This is a genomic window from Rhodococcus spongiicola (assembly GCF_004011835.1).
Taxonomy (GTDB): domain Bacteria; phylum Actinomycetota; class Actinomycetes; order Mycobacteriales; family Mycobacteriaceae; genus Prescottella; species Prescottella spongiicola.
In genome coordinates this window covers 236,153-250,762 of record NZ_RKLN01000004.1, presented here as the reverse complement: position 1 = coordinate 250,762, position 14,610 = coordinate 236,153, and the positions used below count along the sequence as shown (strand labels likewise).

Sequence of the window (14,610 nt, the reverse complement as noted above, 5' to 3'; positions counted from 1 at the left end):
TCGCGGTATTTGCGCGCCACCTAACGGCGCGAAAACACCGCCATCTACCTCAGCCCCGCGCCATATCCACGAAACGCGAGTAGTGCAACTGGTGCGCGACAGTGATATTCGCCGTCGGTCCGCCACGGTGCTTGCCGAGGATGATGTCGGCCTCGCCGCCGCGCGGATCGTCCCGCTCGAACGCGTCAGGGCGGTGCAGCAGCATGACCATGTCCGCGTCCTGCTCGAGCGAACCGGACTCGCGGAGGTCGGAGACCTGGGGGCGCTTGTCGGTTCGCTGTTCGGGACCACGGTTGAGCTGACAGATCGCGACCACCGGCACCTCGAGTTCCTTCGCGAGCAGCTTGAGGCTACGGGAGAACTCTGAGACTTCCTGCTGGCGGGACTCGAACTTCTTGCCCGACGACATCAGCTGCAGGTAGTCGATCACGATGAGGCGGATGTCGTGCTTCTGCTTGAGCCGGCGCGCCTTCGCGCGGATCTCCATCATCGTCAGGTTGGGGGAGTCGTCGATGAACAGCGGCGCCTCGCTGATCTCACTCATCCGCCGCGCCAGCCGCGTCCAGTCTTCGTCGGACATCCTGCCCGAACGCATGTCCGCGAGCTTGATCTTCGCCTCCGCCGACAGCAGTCGCATCACGATCTCGGTCCGGCTCATTTCGAGCGAGAACACGACGCTCGCCATGCTGTTCCTGATCGAGCACGAACGCATGAAATCTAATCCGATTGTAGATTTGCCGACGCCCGGCCTCGCCGCCACGATGATCATCTGCCCAGGGTGCAGGCCGTTGGTGACCTGGTCGAGTTCGCTGAACCCGGTGGGAACACCCAGGGAGATGCCGCCGCGACTGGCGATGGAGTCGATCTCGTCCATCGTCGGCTGCAGCAGTTCCTCGAGCGGGATGAAGTCCTCGGTGGTGCGCCGCTCGGTGACCTCGAAGATCTCCGCCTGCGCCCGATCGACGACCTCGGCGACGTCCTGACCGTCGGCACCGGAGTACCCGTACTGCACGATGCGGGTGCCGGCCTCGACCAGGCGGCGCAGTACCGACTTCTCGGCCACGATCTCGGCGTAGTACGCCGCGTTCGCTGCGGTGGGGACTGTCTGGGTGAGGGTGACAAGGTAGGGGGCACCACCGATGCGCCGGAGTTCTCCGCGTCGCTCGAGTTCCGCGGAGACGGTCACCGGGTCGGCCGGCTCACCGCGGCCGTAGAGGTCGAGGATCGAGTCGTACACCGCCTGGTGCGCGGGACGGTAGAAGTCTCCAGGGCGTAGCACCTCTAGGACGTCGGCAATTGCGTCCTTGCTGAGCAGCATGCCGCCGAGCACCGACTGCTCGGCGACCATGTCGTGCGGAGGCTGCCGACCGAACTCCTCGCTCGACTCCTCCGTGGGTCCCGGGTATTCGGAATGACCACGATCATCCACAACCGCCAACGCGACCGCCTTCCCCGCGACGAGTACTCGACGCCGATCTGCGCGCAGCTCGAACAATGGCACGGACTGCGTCAAACACTGTCTGTCGCTGTCTCCACACTCTTTGTACCCGCATACCCCGACAAAACCGTGCCGCCTCGCGGACGGTTCGAAAGACACACTCGCGACGACGGTAGGACCGGAAACGCCGCTCGCCAAACCGCCCTGTGGACACCACTGTGGATGAATTGGGGACGCGGCTCGAACGAGTGTTGACCGTCTGGGGATAACTGGGGATGAACTGGTGACGAACGAAGACCCGCGGGAAGAATCCGCAGGTGGTGGGGGGTATTTTCAATCACACCCCTGTGGATTTAAGTCCCTCCGGCGTGTCGCCCGAGTTGACAACCCGGGCGTGTTGGGTGACGAACAGTTGAACGGAGTATGACCGGGGTCACTGCAGGTGCACCTGGGTGGTGAGTCTATCCACAGGGCTTTCGTAGCCACACGAAGGGCCCCGTGGACGCGATGTCCACGGGGCCCTTCGACCGAAAGTGTCGCCTACGCGGCGATGACGTTCAGGTGGAACTTGGCGGCAACCTCGGGCGGAGGTTGACCAAGATCATGTGCTTGCCGGTGCTCTTGATGTGCGCCTTCGGTAGCTGGAGGGTGCGCTTGTCGACGACCGGGCCACGGGGGAGCAGGTAGTTGCGGCCGTAGCCATCCGTGACCTCCACGGTGTCGCCGGGCGCACCGAAGGTTGTCCACGTCAGCGTGAGGATCAGCTTCATGTCGTGCCCCCTTCCCTAGCGAGCCGTCGAAACGTAAGGCAGCAAGGCCACCTCACGCGAGTTCTTGCGGCCACCGCTCGGGCGCCTCCCTCGCTCGCGTGACGACGGTCAGAGACTCGCCATGAATCGCATGGCCGTATTCTGTGACGGTGCCAGCCCAGAACTCCGGCCCGACGACGGCGGAGACGATCAACCAGCCGCGTCGGCTGATCGTGACGGTCTACGCCCTCTACGCCCGGGACACGGACAACTGGCTGTCGGTGTCGTCGATCGTGCGGCTGCTCGGCCAACTCGGTGTCGACGAACCCGCCGTCCGCTCCTCGATCAGCCGACTCAAGCGACGCGGACTGCTCGTGAGCACCAAAGTGAACGGCGCCGCCGGGTACTCGCTGTCGGAATCGGCGCTCGACATCATCCGGGAGGGCGACCGGCGGATCTTCCACCGCACGCGCGCCACCCTGGACGCCGGGTGGCTGTTGGCTGTGTTCTCCATCCCCGAGTCCGAGCGCGAGAAGCGTCACGCGATGCGGACGATGCTGAGCCGGTTAGGATTCGGCACGGCGGCACCCGGGGTGTGGATCGCGCCCGCGCACCTGCACGACGAGGCCGCGGAGGCGCTGAGCAGATCCGGGCTCGCACAGTTCGTCGATCTCTTCCAGGCGACCCACGTCGCCTTCGGCGACCTGGGTGACAAGGTCGCCCAGTGGTGGGACCTCGACCAGCTGCACGACCTGTACGCCGACTTCATCGACCGCTACGAGCCGCTGCGCGCCCGGAACCGGCGGCGCCGCAGGATTCCGCCCGAGGAAGCGTTCACGGGGTACGTGCACGTGCTCACCACATGGCGGCGGTTGCCGTACCTGGATCCCGGCCTACCGCTCGAACTGCTGCCCGCGGACTGGAACGGGGCACGGGCAGCAGAGTTGTTCGACTGGCTCCAGCGGTCCTTGGTCGACCCGGCCCATGACTACGCCCGGTCGATCATCGCCGACTCAGTCGGCTGAGTGGGTTCCCACGGTCCGGTCAGCGCACCGTCGGGCGCCGGATCCTCGAACGTGACCGGTTGCAGCGCTTTGCCGTTCACGTGCAACGAGAAGACGTCGAAACGGTTGTAGTGACCGATGATGTCGTGCATCTGCTTCGGTGCGATGCACCGAGACAGGTCGATCTCCCCGTACACGATCCCCTCCTCGTCGATCAGGGGATCCGACACCGGGCGCCCGTCCGGACCGAAGATTCCCGACAGCGCACTGCGCTTGCGGCGCAGCAGTTCCCGGGCCTCTTCGTCGTTACCGGCCACCGTGTCGATGATCTCCTCGGAGATGGTGGAGCAGGACACCACCGAGAACAGCTTGCCCTCGAACGCGTGGGCCGCCGTACGGATCGCGATGGCATCGGCCATGTCGTAGTCCTTGGGCGCCACCGGCAACGAGATGTAGTTCGCGACGTGCACCAGCTCGCCCTGTGCCAGCAGCGCGAACCTGGCGAGGGTGTTCGTGTTCTCGCCGCACGCCAGCACGCCGAGCGGGCCGACCTCGGTCCGGTGCACGCGCAGGGTCGACCCGTCACCGTTGGTCCAGGTCAGCTTCTCGGCCCAGGTGGGGACCAGCTTGCGGTGCACCCCGATCAGCGAGCCGTCCGGCCCGATGATCAGGACGCTGTTGTACAGGACGCCCAAGCTGTGCCGTCCTCGCTCGTTGACGCCGATGACCACAGTGGTCTCGGTGGCGGCCGCGGCGGCCCGCAGCGCATCGACGTGCGGCCCGGGCAGATCAATCGCCGCGCGGTAGAGCCGCTCGAACCACTCGCCGCCCTTGACCGGGTTCATCGTCCAGTTCCAGTACGGATAGCCAGGGACGAACACCTCGGGGAAGGCGATCAGCTTCGCGCCGCCGGCGGCCGCCTCGTGAATCAGACTCACGGCCTTCTGCACGGTCTTGCCCGGATCCAGGAAGACCGGTGCCGCCTGGACCGCGGCTGCAGTGAATCGGGGGAGTTCTTCCATCAGCTCGCGACCTCCGTTGTCGCGGTGGCGGTCCGCGGCCGCCACCGCTGGTGAATGTCTGCCTGTGCCGCCGGCAACAGGGCCAGCTGCGGCCGTGCCCGACCGGCCACGGGCGGACGAGCAGACCCGGCACCGTAGAGCGACGGCCACTGCGCGCCTGGACCGCGGTAGCCGATCGCGGCCGCGGCGTGCAGCGTCCACGCCGGATCGTGCAGGTGCGCCCGACCGACCGCGACCAGATCTGCCCGCCCGGCGAGCAGGATCGAGTTCGCGTCGTCGTCCGACGAGATGACGCCGACGGCGATCGTCGGGACGCCGACATCGGCGCGAATCCGCTCGGCGAACGGCGTCTGGTATCCGCGGCCGTACGCGGGCTTCTCCTCGGCCACGACCTCGCCGCTGGAGACGTCGATGGCGTCGGTGCCGTGATCGGCGAACGCGCGGGCGATGACGACCGCGTCCTCGATGGTGGTGCCGCCGTCGTGCCAGTCCACCGCGGATATCCGCACCAACAGCGGCTTGTGGGCGGGCCACGCTGCCCGCACCGCGTCGATCACCTCGAGCGGGAAGCGCAGCCGGTTCCGCAGGCTGCCGCCGTATTCGTCGGCGCGACGGTTGGTCAACGGCGAGAGGAAGCTGGACAGCAGGAACCCGTGCCCGGCCTGCAGTTCCACGACATCGAACCCTGCGGCATCGGCAGCTCGCGCGGCATCGGCGAATTCCGCTGCAATACCGGATAATTCGTCAGCGCCGAGTTCTCGCGGTGCGGGGAGATCCCCGAAGGGGATCACCGAGGCCGCCACCGTCTCCCAACCGGCCGCGCCCAGCGACGGCCCGAGCGGGCTGTTGGTCGGCACCGCCGTGGCCCCCTTGCGGCCGGAATGGTTGAGCTGCGCCCCGACCGCGGCGGTGCTGTGTCCGTGAATCATGTCCGTGATCCGGCGGTAGGCTGCCACCTGTTCCGGGGTGTAGAGGCCCGCGCACGACGGTGTGACCCGCCCGGCCTTGCTAACCGCGGTCATGCCCGCCAGCACCAGGCCGGCGCCACCCAACGCCGCGCCCGAGAGCCGGACCAGTTCGGCGTCCCCGACCACGCCCTCGTCCGCGGAGTAGGTCGCGATGGGCGCGGCGAGGATGCGGTTCTTCAGCGTCAAGCCGCCCAGTCGGTAGGGCTCGAACATCGGACGTGGTGGCCGCGTTTCGTCGGCGGCAGGATTTTGCCGGTGGTACCAGTCGTCCAGTGCGTCGATGTAGTCGACGTCGCGCTCACGCAGGTTGTCGTAGGTGACGCGCCTGCTGCGGGTGAGCAGGTTGAAGCCGAACTGTGGCGGCTGCTGCCCGACGGAGTGGTCGATGGTCTCGAACCACTCGAGGCTGGCCTGCGCCGCGCGCTGGGTCGACTCGACCACGGGCCGGCGCTCGGATTCGTACCGCCGCAAGGCCTCGGCCACGTCGGTGTCATCGACGGACAGGCTCGCCGCCAGGGCGAGCGAGTCCTCCATCGCCAGCTTGGTCCCCGATCCGATCGAGAAGTGCGCGGTGTGCGCGGCGTCGCCGAGGAGGACGATCTTGCCGTTGCGCCAGGTCTTGTTGCGCACGGTGTTGAACCGGATCCATCGCGAGTTGTTGGTCAGCAGCCGGTGCCCGCCCAGATGCTCGGCCAGCAGCTGCTCACACAGCTCCACGCTGTGGGTGTCGCTCTCTCCGGGGGACAGCGGGCGTTCGGCGAAAGCATCGAACCCCGCATTCCGCCAGGTTTTCTCGTTCATCTCGATGATGAACGTGCTGCGCCGGTCGCTGAACGGGTACGCGTGCACCTGCATCGGGCCGAACTCGGTCTCCGACACGATGAAGGTGAACGCGTCGAACACCCGATCGGTGGCCAGCCACATGTAGCGGCACTCTCGCTCGTCCAGGTTCGGTCCGAACACCTCGGGATGGGCGTTTCGGGTGACCGAATGCAAGCCGTCCGCGGCGACCACCAGGTCATGAGTCTCGGCGAGATCCGCCGCGGGTGGCGCGTCGGTCTCGAATCGGACATCGACGCCGAGGTCTGCGCAGCGCTTCTGCAGGATCTGCAGGAGCGTCCGACGCTCGATCGCGGCGAAGCCGTGCCCGCCTGAGGTGAGAACCTCGCCGCGGTAGTGCACATCGATGTCCGCCCAGCGCGCGAAGCCGCCCTCCATGTCAGCGAAGATCTGGGAATCGGCGCGGGTGATGCCGTCGAGGGTCTCGTCGGAGAAGACGACGCCGAAGCCGAAGGTGGTGTCGGCCGCGTTTCGCTCGTACACGGTGATCTGGCGACCCGGATCGAGTTGCTTGGCCAGCGCAGCGAAATAGAGGCCGCCCGGCCCGCCGCCGATGACCGCGATCCTCAGCGACGGTCGGCCCTGTGCCACCCGACTGGAATGCACCTGGCCGGTCATCGTAGTACCGGTGCTTTCACGTCTCGGTCGGCGCCGAAGGCGTCGACCACGGACTGCGGCCACGGCGTGGCCTTGGGCGAGTCCACCTTGGCGTGGGCTACGACGAGCATTCCGTCGGCAGCGAGGCCTTCCTTGCCATGCACCTCGAACTCGTACTGCAGCGAGGTGTCCCCCAGCCGACCGACCCGCAGTGTGACTCGTACGGTCTCGCCGAACCAGAGTCGGTTGCGGTAGTTGATCTCGTGTCGCACCCGCGGTGTTTCACCGAACAGCCAGGCAAGCCCGTGCTCGCGCAGCAGTGCGGCTTCGGCCGCCTCCACGAAGCGCGCGATGCACGAATGGTGTTGATGGCCAGCGGCATCGGTGTCGTACCACTCGACCGTCCGCTCGATGGTCACTTCCGCCATCTCTATGTCCTTTCGCTCGTTGCCGACACAGCGACGCTATAGCGCCCTTGTGACGATCGTCAAGCTGTGCGTATAGTTGCGCCATCACCAGGCACCGCGTCGACAGACGTGTAGGAGGAGACCATGACATTCAGTGACGACGTGCTCGGTCGGGCGCGGGTCAAGGACACAGACCAGCTCCAGACGTTCTACGACGACCTCGGAAAGCACGAGACGGTCGCCCTCTGGACGGTCGCGAACGAGATCGAACCGTGGTTCCCACAACCGGTTTCGGTACCGATGCTCTGGCGCTACGACGACCTTCGGCCGTTGGTTCTCGAGTCGCTCGACCTGGTCAAGGCGGACGACGCCGGGCGGCGGGTGGTGGCGCTGGTCAACCCCGAGCGCAAGGACATCTCGGCCGCAGTCGGCCTGCTCTACACCGGGCTGCAGGTGATGGGTCCCGGCGAGTTCATGACCGCGCACCGGCACATGGCCGCGGCGCTGCGGTTCGTCGTCGAGGGCCAGGGCGCCTGGACTGTCGTGGACGGCCAGAAGCTGCGGGTCGGTCCGGGGGACTTCGCCATCACCCCGAACCACGCCTGGCACGAGCACGGCAACGAGGGCACCGACGGCCCCGTGATCTGGCAGGACGGCCTCGACATCCCCCTGGTCAACGCGTTGGACGCCGGCTTCTACGAGGTGCATCCGAACCTGTACCAGGAGCAGGGCAAGGTCATCAATTCGTCGCTGCTCACACACGGTGCCGGCCAGCTGCGCCCGTTCGGGTTCGAGGACGGCTGGACCAAGCCCTACTCGCCGCTGTTCGCCTACCCGTGGGAGCAGACCTATGCGGCGCTGCAGAACGCGGCCAGGGCGTCGGACGGTTCGCCCTACGACGGCATCATCCTCGAGTACGCCAACCCCAAGACCGGCGGATCGGTCATGCCGACGATGAGCGCCCACATGCAGCTACTCCAGCCGGGGCTGCGGACCAAGGCCCACCGGCACACGGGCTCGGTCATCTACAACGTTGCCAAGGGGTCCGGGTACTCGGTGATCGCGGGCCGACGCTTCGACTGGAAGCAGGGTGACATCTTCTGCGTGCCCTCGTGGGCGTGGCACGAGCATGCCAACCTCAGCGCGTCCGACGACGCGTGCCTGTTCTCCTTCAACGACTTCCCGGTCATGCGCTCGCTCACCTTCTGGCGTGAAGAGGCGTACCCGGACAACGACGGCCACCAGACAACCAACTGACAGAGGCCACCGACAACCTGGCACAGCGAAAGGAAAACCCGTGCTGCTCGTCACCTTCTCCACCACCGACGGACCACGCCGGATCGGTGTCCGACAGGACGACTCGGTCATCGACGTCCCCGCGCTCGCCGCGCACGCCGGGGTCGACGCCCCCGGCGACCTGCTCACGCTCGTTCGAGACGGGGGCCTGGGTGTGCTTTCCGAGCTCGTCGACGACCCGACAGCACAGCAGTTCACGCTGCCGCTGGCGGACGTCACACTGCACGCGCCGTTCCGTCCCGGCAAGATCATCGGGGTCGGGCTGAACTACACCGAGCACGTCGCCGAGTCGGCACGGACCCTCGACACCGACAAGGAGCTGCCACAGCGGCCGGTGCTGTTCAGCAAGCCGGGGACTGCCGTGGTCGGCCCGGGCGAGCCGATCCAGCACAACGGCGACCTCACCAGCCAACTGGACTGGGAATGCGAGCTGGCGGTGGTGATCGGTCGAACCGCGAAGCGGGTATCCACCGAGGAAGCGCTCGACTACGTGTTCGGCTACAGCATCGTCAACGACATCAGCGCCCGCGACCAGCGCCGCAGCGGCCAGTGGTTCTTCTCGAAGGGCCAGGACTCGTACGCGCCGTTCGGCCCGGCGGTGCGTACCGCGGACGACCTGGCGGATCCGCACGCCCTCGACGTCTCGTTGCGGGTCAACGGCGAGGTGAAGCAGAAGTCGAACAGCCGGTACATGCTGTTCAAGATCCCCGAGCTGATCGCCGACATCTCCTCCGGTGTCACACTCGAGCCCGGCGACGTGATCGCCACCGGGTCGCCCGCCGGCGTCGGGGCCAGCTTCACCCCCCAGCAGTTCCTCGTTCCGGGGGACGTGGTCGAGTGCACCGTGGAATCCATCGGCACCCTCGGCAACCCGGTGATCGACGTGTCGGAGGAGACATCGTGACCAAGGCGACGTATCGCATCGGCCAGATCGTGCCGAGCTCCAACGTGACCATGGAGACCGAGATTCCCGCGCTGTTCCGAGCCCGGGAATCCGTTGCCCCCGAACGGTTCACGTTTCACTCCAGCCGGATGCGGATGAAAGAGGTCACCAAGGAACAGCTCGAGGCGATGGACGCCGACTCCACTCGCTGTGCGGCCGAGCTCTCCGACGCGGCGGTCGACGTGCTCGGCTACGCGTGCCTCGTGGCCATCATGAGCATGGGCAAGGGCTACCACTGCGAGTCCGAGTCGAAGCTGTCGGCGGTGACGGTCGAGAACGGCGCCCCCGCCCCGGTCGTGACCAGCGCCGGTGCGCTCGTATCGGCGCTGGAGATCCTGGGTGCCAAGAGGATCGCCCTGGTGGCCCCGTACATGAAGCCGCTCACCAAGATGGTGGTCGAGTACATCGCGGACCAGGGCTTCGAGGTGGGCGACTACACGGCACTCGAGATCCCGAACAACCTCGACGTGGCCGCGCACGATCCCCGCAACCTCGTGGACACGGCGCGCCGGCTCGACCATTCCGATGCCGACGTGGTGGTGTTGTCCGCGTGTGTGCAGATGCCGTCGCTGCAGTCGATCGAGATCGTGGAGAACGAGCTCGGCAAGCCGGTGATCTCCGCAGCGGTGTCCACGGCCCATCAGCTGATGCGGGCGTTGGACCTGCCGGCGATCGCCCCGGGTGCGGGGACGCTGTTGTCCGGGGAGTACGCCGACGTACCGTATCGGGGGTTGATGCCCACGCGGGCGTGACGACAGGCGCTCCGGCACAGGCTCATCAGGTAGGAGCGACAACTCGCGAAACGAGTTGTCGCTCCTACCTTTTGGCGGTGCATCCGGATGGCGGGGTGCGCTCAGGCGGTCAGCTTCGCCCGCAGCCGCGCGCCGTCCTCGTCAGCCAGTGCTGCGGCGCGCAGGTCCGCCAGGCGCGCTGCCGCGTCGGCGGAACCGATCAGCTCGTCCGCCGCGCTCATCAGCTTCTCGAAGCTGTCGTTGCCGTGCTCGTAGGTGGCGCCGTACCCCTTCAGGACCCGCTGGCACTCGAGGATCTCGCGGGCGAGGTCGGGATCCGTCGCTGCGGCGGTCAACGCCAGTTCGATCCAACGCTCGATCGCCGCCTGCTCGCGAACGAACCGCAGCGACCGCGGGCGGAGCGGACGCATCCGCGCCATGGTGCTCAGCAGCGTGTAGCCGGTGACCGAGCTCGTGTTGAGGATCATCCCCTTGTGCGTGACCCTGCGCACGAGCCGTCGGAACAGCGTCGCCCGAGCCATCCGCGCGCCGAGTCCCGAGGGCATGGTGTCGGTGATCTCGTCGATCTGAGGATGAAGATACTCGCGCACCTGCACCAGCTGGTGATCCTCGGCACGCGCCTCCTTCCGGATCCGTTCCATCCGCGCCTGCCGAGTCTTCTGCAGGGCAACGTGAATGGTGTCCTGGTAGCACATCCACAGGGCGAGGTGGCGGGCCGCCTCGCTGGTCAGTCGGGCCGCACCGTCCGCATCCGGATCGACGTCGGCGAACCTGGTAACGCGCGCCAGGTACTGCTCGGCATAGGCGCGGTTCTGGTACACACCGGTGCGGACCAGGCCGTGCAGGATCGTCGATCCCGCCGCGGCCGGCAGCTCGAGCACACGCTCGGCGAGCGGGCGCAACGTGGGCCCGACGAGCGCCGCCGGGTCGGTGGCCGCGATCTCGTTGCGCCGCGCCTCCTCCTCCGCCTTCCGCTCCTCCGGCGAGACCGGGCGCGGCCCCAGGGTGAGCGGCACCGGCTGAGATTTGGCGGCGCGCGCGGGCGGACGGGCAGCGGCGTCGTAGCCTGCGGCGAAGGCCCGCAACGACGACTCGACGCCCTTACCGAACCCGCGGATCGGCTCCTCGAACTGCTCCCGGGTGAAGGGGAGCACGCCCGAGGCGGCCAGCGCGCCGAACAGTGACGCGCTGATGACGCTGCGCGACTGTTCGGCCATCTCCATGAAATCCGCGGCAATCAGCCGCTTGGATGCGGCTTCGGCCGCAGCGATCAGCTCGGCGCTGTCGGCGCGGCCGTCGCCCGGCGCCATCTTCTCGTCGATCGAGTACACGCGGTTGGTGGACGTGATCACGGTGGTCCGGTCCGATGTCACGAAGCCGCGCTGGACCGCGCGACCGCACTCCATCAGCTCGGACGCAATGAGCACGTCGACCTCCCCGGGGATCGGGAACACGCTGAGCACCGGCTCCGAACGCGCCGCCTGGTCGGGCGCGGGCCCGGGCGGGAAGATCTCGACGTAGTACACCGTCGCACCGGTGCGCTGGGCGACACCGGCGACCGACGTGTTCTGCGCATAGTGGTCGGCGCGCTCCGCGACGGAGACGATCCAGTCGGCGAGCACGCCGCCGCCCTCGCCACCGAGTGCGACGATGGCCAGCGTGAGAGGACGTTGGCCGTTGTACCAGCTGGACATCACGCAGCCTCGAATTCTGCCGCGCGGCGCTCCAGGCCGCGCGAGGCGATCTTGATCCACCACGATCGGATCGCTACGAGCAGCCGGTCGCGGCGGGTGGGGTTGTCGATGACATCGGTCCGGTAGAAGGACGGGCACAGGACCGCGGCGTGCGCGTTCGCGCCGCACACCCCGCAGCCGACGCAACTGTCGAGGACGGAGGCGATCGGATCGGTGCGCAGCGGATCCGGGTTGGGCGCGATGGTCAACGACGGGCAGCCGGAGATCCGGATGCAGGCGTGGTCCCCGGTGCAGGTTTCGGGGTCGACGCCGTACCGCTCGCGGACCACCCGCTTACCCTCGGCGAGAGCCTTTGCCCGAGTAGGCTTCTCGCGGCGTTGCCGGTTGAGCTGGCACTCGCTCTGCATCACCAGCACCTTCGGTCCCGGCTCGTCGCTGGTGAGTGCCTCGACGAAGGTGTCGCGCACCTTGTCGACGTCGTACGTGTTGTCGATCGTGCGGGCCCACTCCACACCCACCCCCCGAACCGCCTTCTCGATGGGGTGCTGGGTGGACCGGGTCGGAAGTTCAGCCTGCGAGGACAGCAGGTCCTGACCCCCGGTCGCGGCAGCATAGGCGTTGTCGACGACGACGAGCAGCTGGTCGTTCTTGTTGAAGACCGCGTTGCCGACGCCACTGGTCAGGCCGTTGTGCCAGAAGCCGCCGTCACCCATGACCGCGATCGTGCTCCGGTCCGTGTCCTTCGAGTTCAGCGCCGACGCTCCCGCGGACCCCAGGCCGTAACCCATTGTGGTGGCGCCGAGATCGAACGGCGCGTTGACCGCGAACAGGTGGCAGCCGATGTCGGCGCTGACGTGGTGCTTGCCGGTCTCGCGTTCGGCCAGCTTCAGGCCGCTGAAGATCGGGCGCTCCGGGCAGCCCGTGCACAGTCCCGGCGGCCGCGGGTGGGTGCGAACCTCCGGGACCTCGGGATCGCGCAGCGGCCCCGGCTCGTGCTCGACGACGTCCGGCAGGTACCGCTGGAGGAAGGCGTGCACGCCACGGGTCACTGACGTCGCCGTGTACTCGCCCGCCAGCGGCAGCAGGTCCTTGCCGTGCAACGCGGTGGGAACGTCCGCACGGCGCAGGATCGCGTTGAGGCTCTGCTCGATGTAGTCCGGCTGGCCCTCCTCCACGAGGAGCACCGCACGCTTTCCGGCGCAGAAATCGATGATCTCGTCGTCGACCACCGGGTAGGCGACGTTCATGACGTACATCGGAACCCGGGTGCGTCCGAACGCATCCGAGCAGCCGAGCATCTCCATCGCCCGGTTCAGCGTGTTGTACAGGCCGCCCTGCACGATGATCCCGACGTCGGCCTGGTCGTTGCCGAAGACCTCGTTGAGTCCGCGCTCCTTGATGAACCGGATCGCCGCCGGCCAACGCTGCTGAATCTTCTCCTGCTCGTGCAGGAAGCTGGCCGGCGGAAGGACGATCCGATCGATGTGGCGGACGGGGTTCTCGATGGCGTCCTTGATCGTCATCGGTGGTCGCCGGTTGTCCTTCGCCGTGAACGCGCCGTGCAGATGGCACGACCGCAGTCGCAGATCCAGCATCACCGGGGTGTTGCTCGCCTCGGACAGCTCGAACCCGGCCTCGACGGCGTCGACGATCGCAGACACGTTGGGACGCGGGTCCAGCAGCCACATTTGCGATTTCATCGCGAATGCGTGCGACCGCTCCTGCATGATGCTCGAGCCCTCGCCGTAGTCCTCCCCCAGGATGACCAGGGCACCGCCGGTGACGCCGCCGCTGGCGAGGTTCGCCAGCGCATCGGAGGCCACGTTCAGGCCGACCGTGGACTTGAACGTCACCGCGCCGCGCAGGGGATAGTGCACCGACGCCGCCAGCATCGCGGCCGCGGTCGCCTCCGAGGCGCTGTTCTCGAAGTAGACGCCCATCTCGTCGAGGATCTCGTGCGCGTCCCCGAGGACGTCCATCAGGTGGGAGATGGGAGCGCCCTGGTAGCCCCCGACGTACGCCACACCGGACTGCAGCAGCGCCTTCGTGACAGCCAGGATCCCCTCGACGTGCAGGGTGGCACCCTCGCCGTGGCGAAGCTGCTGCACTTCGGCGGCGAAAGACCGTTCCGCCACGCCTAGGCCCCGTTCCTGTCGACCATGGCGATCACCCGGGCCGGGCTTCCGGATCCGCCGACAATCGGCAACGGCAGCACCGCCAGGGCAATTCCGGTGGCGGGCAACCGATCCAGGTTCTGAAGTTGAGTCAGGCCCAGCTTGCCCGCCCCTTGCAGATGGTGGTGACAGGGGAAGGCGGGGTCGAGGGTGGCGGCCTGGCCGGCGTCCGTGCCGACGGTCTCCACGCCCAGGCCCACGAGACCGCTGTCGGCCAGCCAGCGCGCGCATTCCGGCGAGATACCCGGGGTACTACCCGCGTTCAGGAAGTCCGCACTGTTCTTCGAGCGGCTACCCCAACCCGTCCGGTACAGCAACCAGCCGCCCTCCGGCACCGGACCATTCGTGCGCTGCCACTCCTCGACGTCGGCGATCTCCAGCAGGAAGTCCGGATTCTCGGCGACCCGGTCGGTTACGTCGAGCACCACCGCCGGCGCGATCAGCGACCGCAGCGGCACCTGCGAGACGTCGAGCCCGTCCTTGCCGGTCACCCAGTGGTTCGGTGCGTCGACATGGGTTCCGGTGTGCTCCCCGGCGTGAATGTTGTTCCAGTACCAGGCCGGACCGTCCTCGTCGTAGCGGCTGATCAGCTCGAGGCGAAACGGTTGGCTGTTCTTGAACGGTTCCGGTAGCGCCAACACCGGCGTCTTCTCGGTCAGCGGCGCGGTCAGGTCGATGAGGTCGATCTGCTCGCTGGCGATCGCGGCCAACAGGTCGGTGATCATG

Annotated in this window: 11 protein-coding genes and 1 pseudogene; 4 read left to right on the top strand and 8 right to left on the bottom strand. The window is 67.4% G+C overall.

Annotated features, from left to right (window positions below; genetic code table 11):
• Positions 1–49: 49 nt before the first annotated feature.
• Positions 50–1,438: a replicative DNA helicase gene (gene dnaB, locus EF834_RS12575; RefSeq protein ID WP_127947727.1), complete on the bottom strand. Its 1,389-nt coding sequence runs from the start codon at positions 1,436–1,438 to the stop codon at positions 50–52.
• 540 nt (positions 1,439–1,978) lie between these two features.
• Positions 1,979–2,208: pseudogene (locus EF834_RS12570) on the bottom strand (50S ribosomal L9 C-terminal domain-containing protein).
• A 149-nt stretch (positions 2,209–2,357) separates the two neighbouring features.
• Here EF834_RS12570 and EF834_RS12565 point away from each other — a divergent pair.
• Positions 2,358–3,212, top strand: coding sequence for a PaaX family transcriptional regulator (locus tag EF834_RS12565; protein ID WP_127947556.1), 855 nt, complete (start codon positions 2,358–2,360; stop codon positions 3,210–3,212).
• On the opposite strand, the gene EF834_RS12560 is transcribed toward EF834_RS12565, so the two are convergent.
• The 3 genes from EF834_RS12560 to EF834_RS12550 are packed head-to-tail and all read right to left on the bottom strand — an operon-like array spanning position 3,176 to position 7,046.
• The gene (locus EF834_RS12560) at positions 3,176–4,213 is read right to left on the bottom strand and encodes a carbon-nitrogen hydrolase family protein (RefSeq protein ID WP_127947555.1); all 1,038 of its coding nucleotides are present in this window, start codon (positions 4,211–4,213) and stop codon (positions 3,176–3,178) included. The genes EF834_RS12565 and EF834_RS12560 overlap by 37 nt on opposite strands.
• Positions 4,213–6,639, bottom strand: a complete 2,427-nt coding sequence (locus EF834_RS12555; protein ID WP_235871151.1) for an oxidoreductase — start codon at positions 6,637–6,639, stop codon at positions 4,213–4,215. Before EF834_RS12555 ends, EF834_RS12560 begins: the two co-directional genes overlap by 1 nt.
• Positions 6,636–7,046, bottom strand: coding sequence for an acyl-CoA thioesterase (locus EF834_RS12550; protein ID WP_127947554.1), 411 nt, complete (start codon positions 7,044–7,046; stop codon positions 6,636–6,638). The genes EF834_RS12555 and EF834_RS12550 overlap by 4 nt, the downstream gene beginning before the upstream one ends.
• 123 nt (positions 7,047–7,169) lie before the next feature.
• Here EF834_RS12550 and EF834_RS12545 point away from each other — a divergent pair, with 123 nt between their 5' ends.
• From EF834_RS12545 to EF834_RS12535, 3 genes are read left to right on the top strand one after another with little or no spacing between them, the layout of a single operon-like run.
• Positions 7,170–8,282: a cupin domain-containing protein gene (locus EF834_RS12545; RefSeq protein ID WP_127947553.1), complete on the top strand. Its 1,113-nt coding sequence runs from the start codon at positions 7,170–7,172 to the stop codon at positions 8,280–8,282.
• 40 nt (positions 8,283–8,322) lie between these two features.
• Positions 8,323–9,225 (top strand): fumarylacetoacetate hydrolase family protein, encoded by a 903-nt coding sequence (locus EF834_RS12540; protein ID WP_127947552.1) that lies wholly within the window; start codon positions 8,323–8,325, stop codon positions 9,223–9,225.
• Positions 9,222–10,016: a maleate cis-trans isomerase family protein gene (locus EF834_RS12535; RefSeq protein ID WP_328590557.1), complete on the top strand. Its 795-nt coding sequence runs from the start codon at positions 9,222–9,224 to the stop codon at positions 10,014–10,016. Before EF834_RS12540 ends, EF834_RS12535 begins: the two co-directional genes overlap by 4 nt.
• A gap of 101 nt (positions 10,017–10,117) precedes the next feature.
• Here the strand turns inward: EF834_RS12535 and EF834_RS12530 are convergent, their stop codons facing one another.
• The 3 genes from EF834_RS12530 to EF834_RS12520 are packed head-to-tail and all read right to left on the bottom strand — an operon-like array spanning position 10,118 to position 14,609.
• On the bottom strand, positions 10,118–11,710 hold the full coding sequence (locus tag EF834_RS12530; RefSeq protein WP_127947551.1) for an indolepyruvate oxidoreductase subunit beta family protein: 1,593 nt from the start codon (positions 11,708–11,710) through the stop codon (positions 10,118–10,120).
• Positions 11,710–13,845, bottom strand: a complete 2,136-nt coding sequence (locus EF834_RS12525) for a thiamine pyrophosphate-dependent enzyme (protein ID WP_127947550.1) — start codon at positions 13,843–13,845, stop codon at positions 11,710–11,712. Before EF834_RS12525 ends, EF834_RS12530 begins: the two co-directional genes overlap by 1 nt.
• 2 nt (positions 13,846–13,847) lie before the next feature.
• The gene (locus EF834_RS12520) at positions 13,848–14,609 is read right to left on the bottom strand and encodes a cyclase family protein (RefSeq protein WP_127947549.1); all 762 of its coding nucleotides are present in this window, start codon (positions 14,607–14,609) and stop codon (positions 13,848–13,850) included.
• Between the last annotated feature and the right edge of the window lies 1 nt (position 14,610).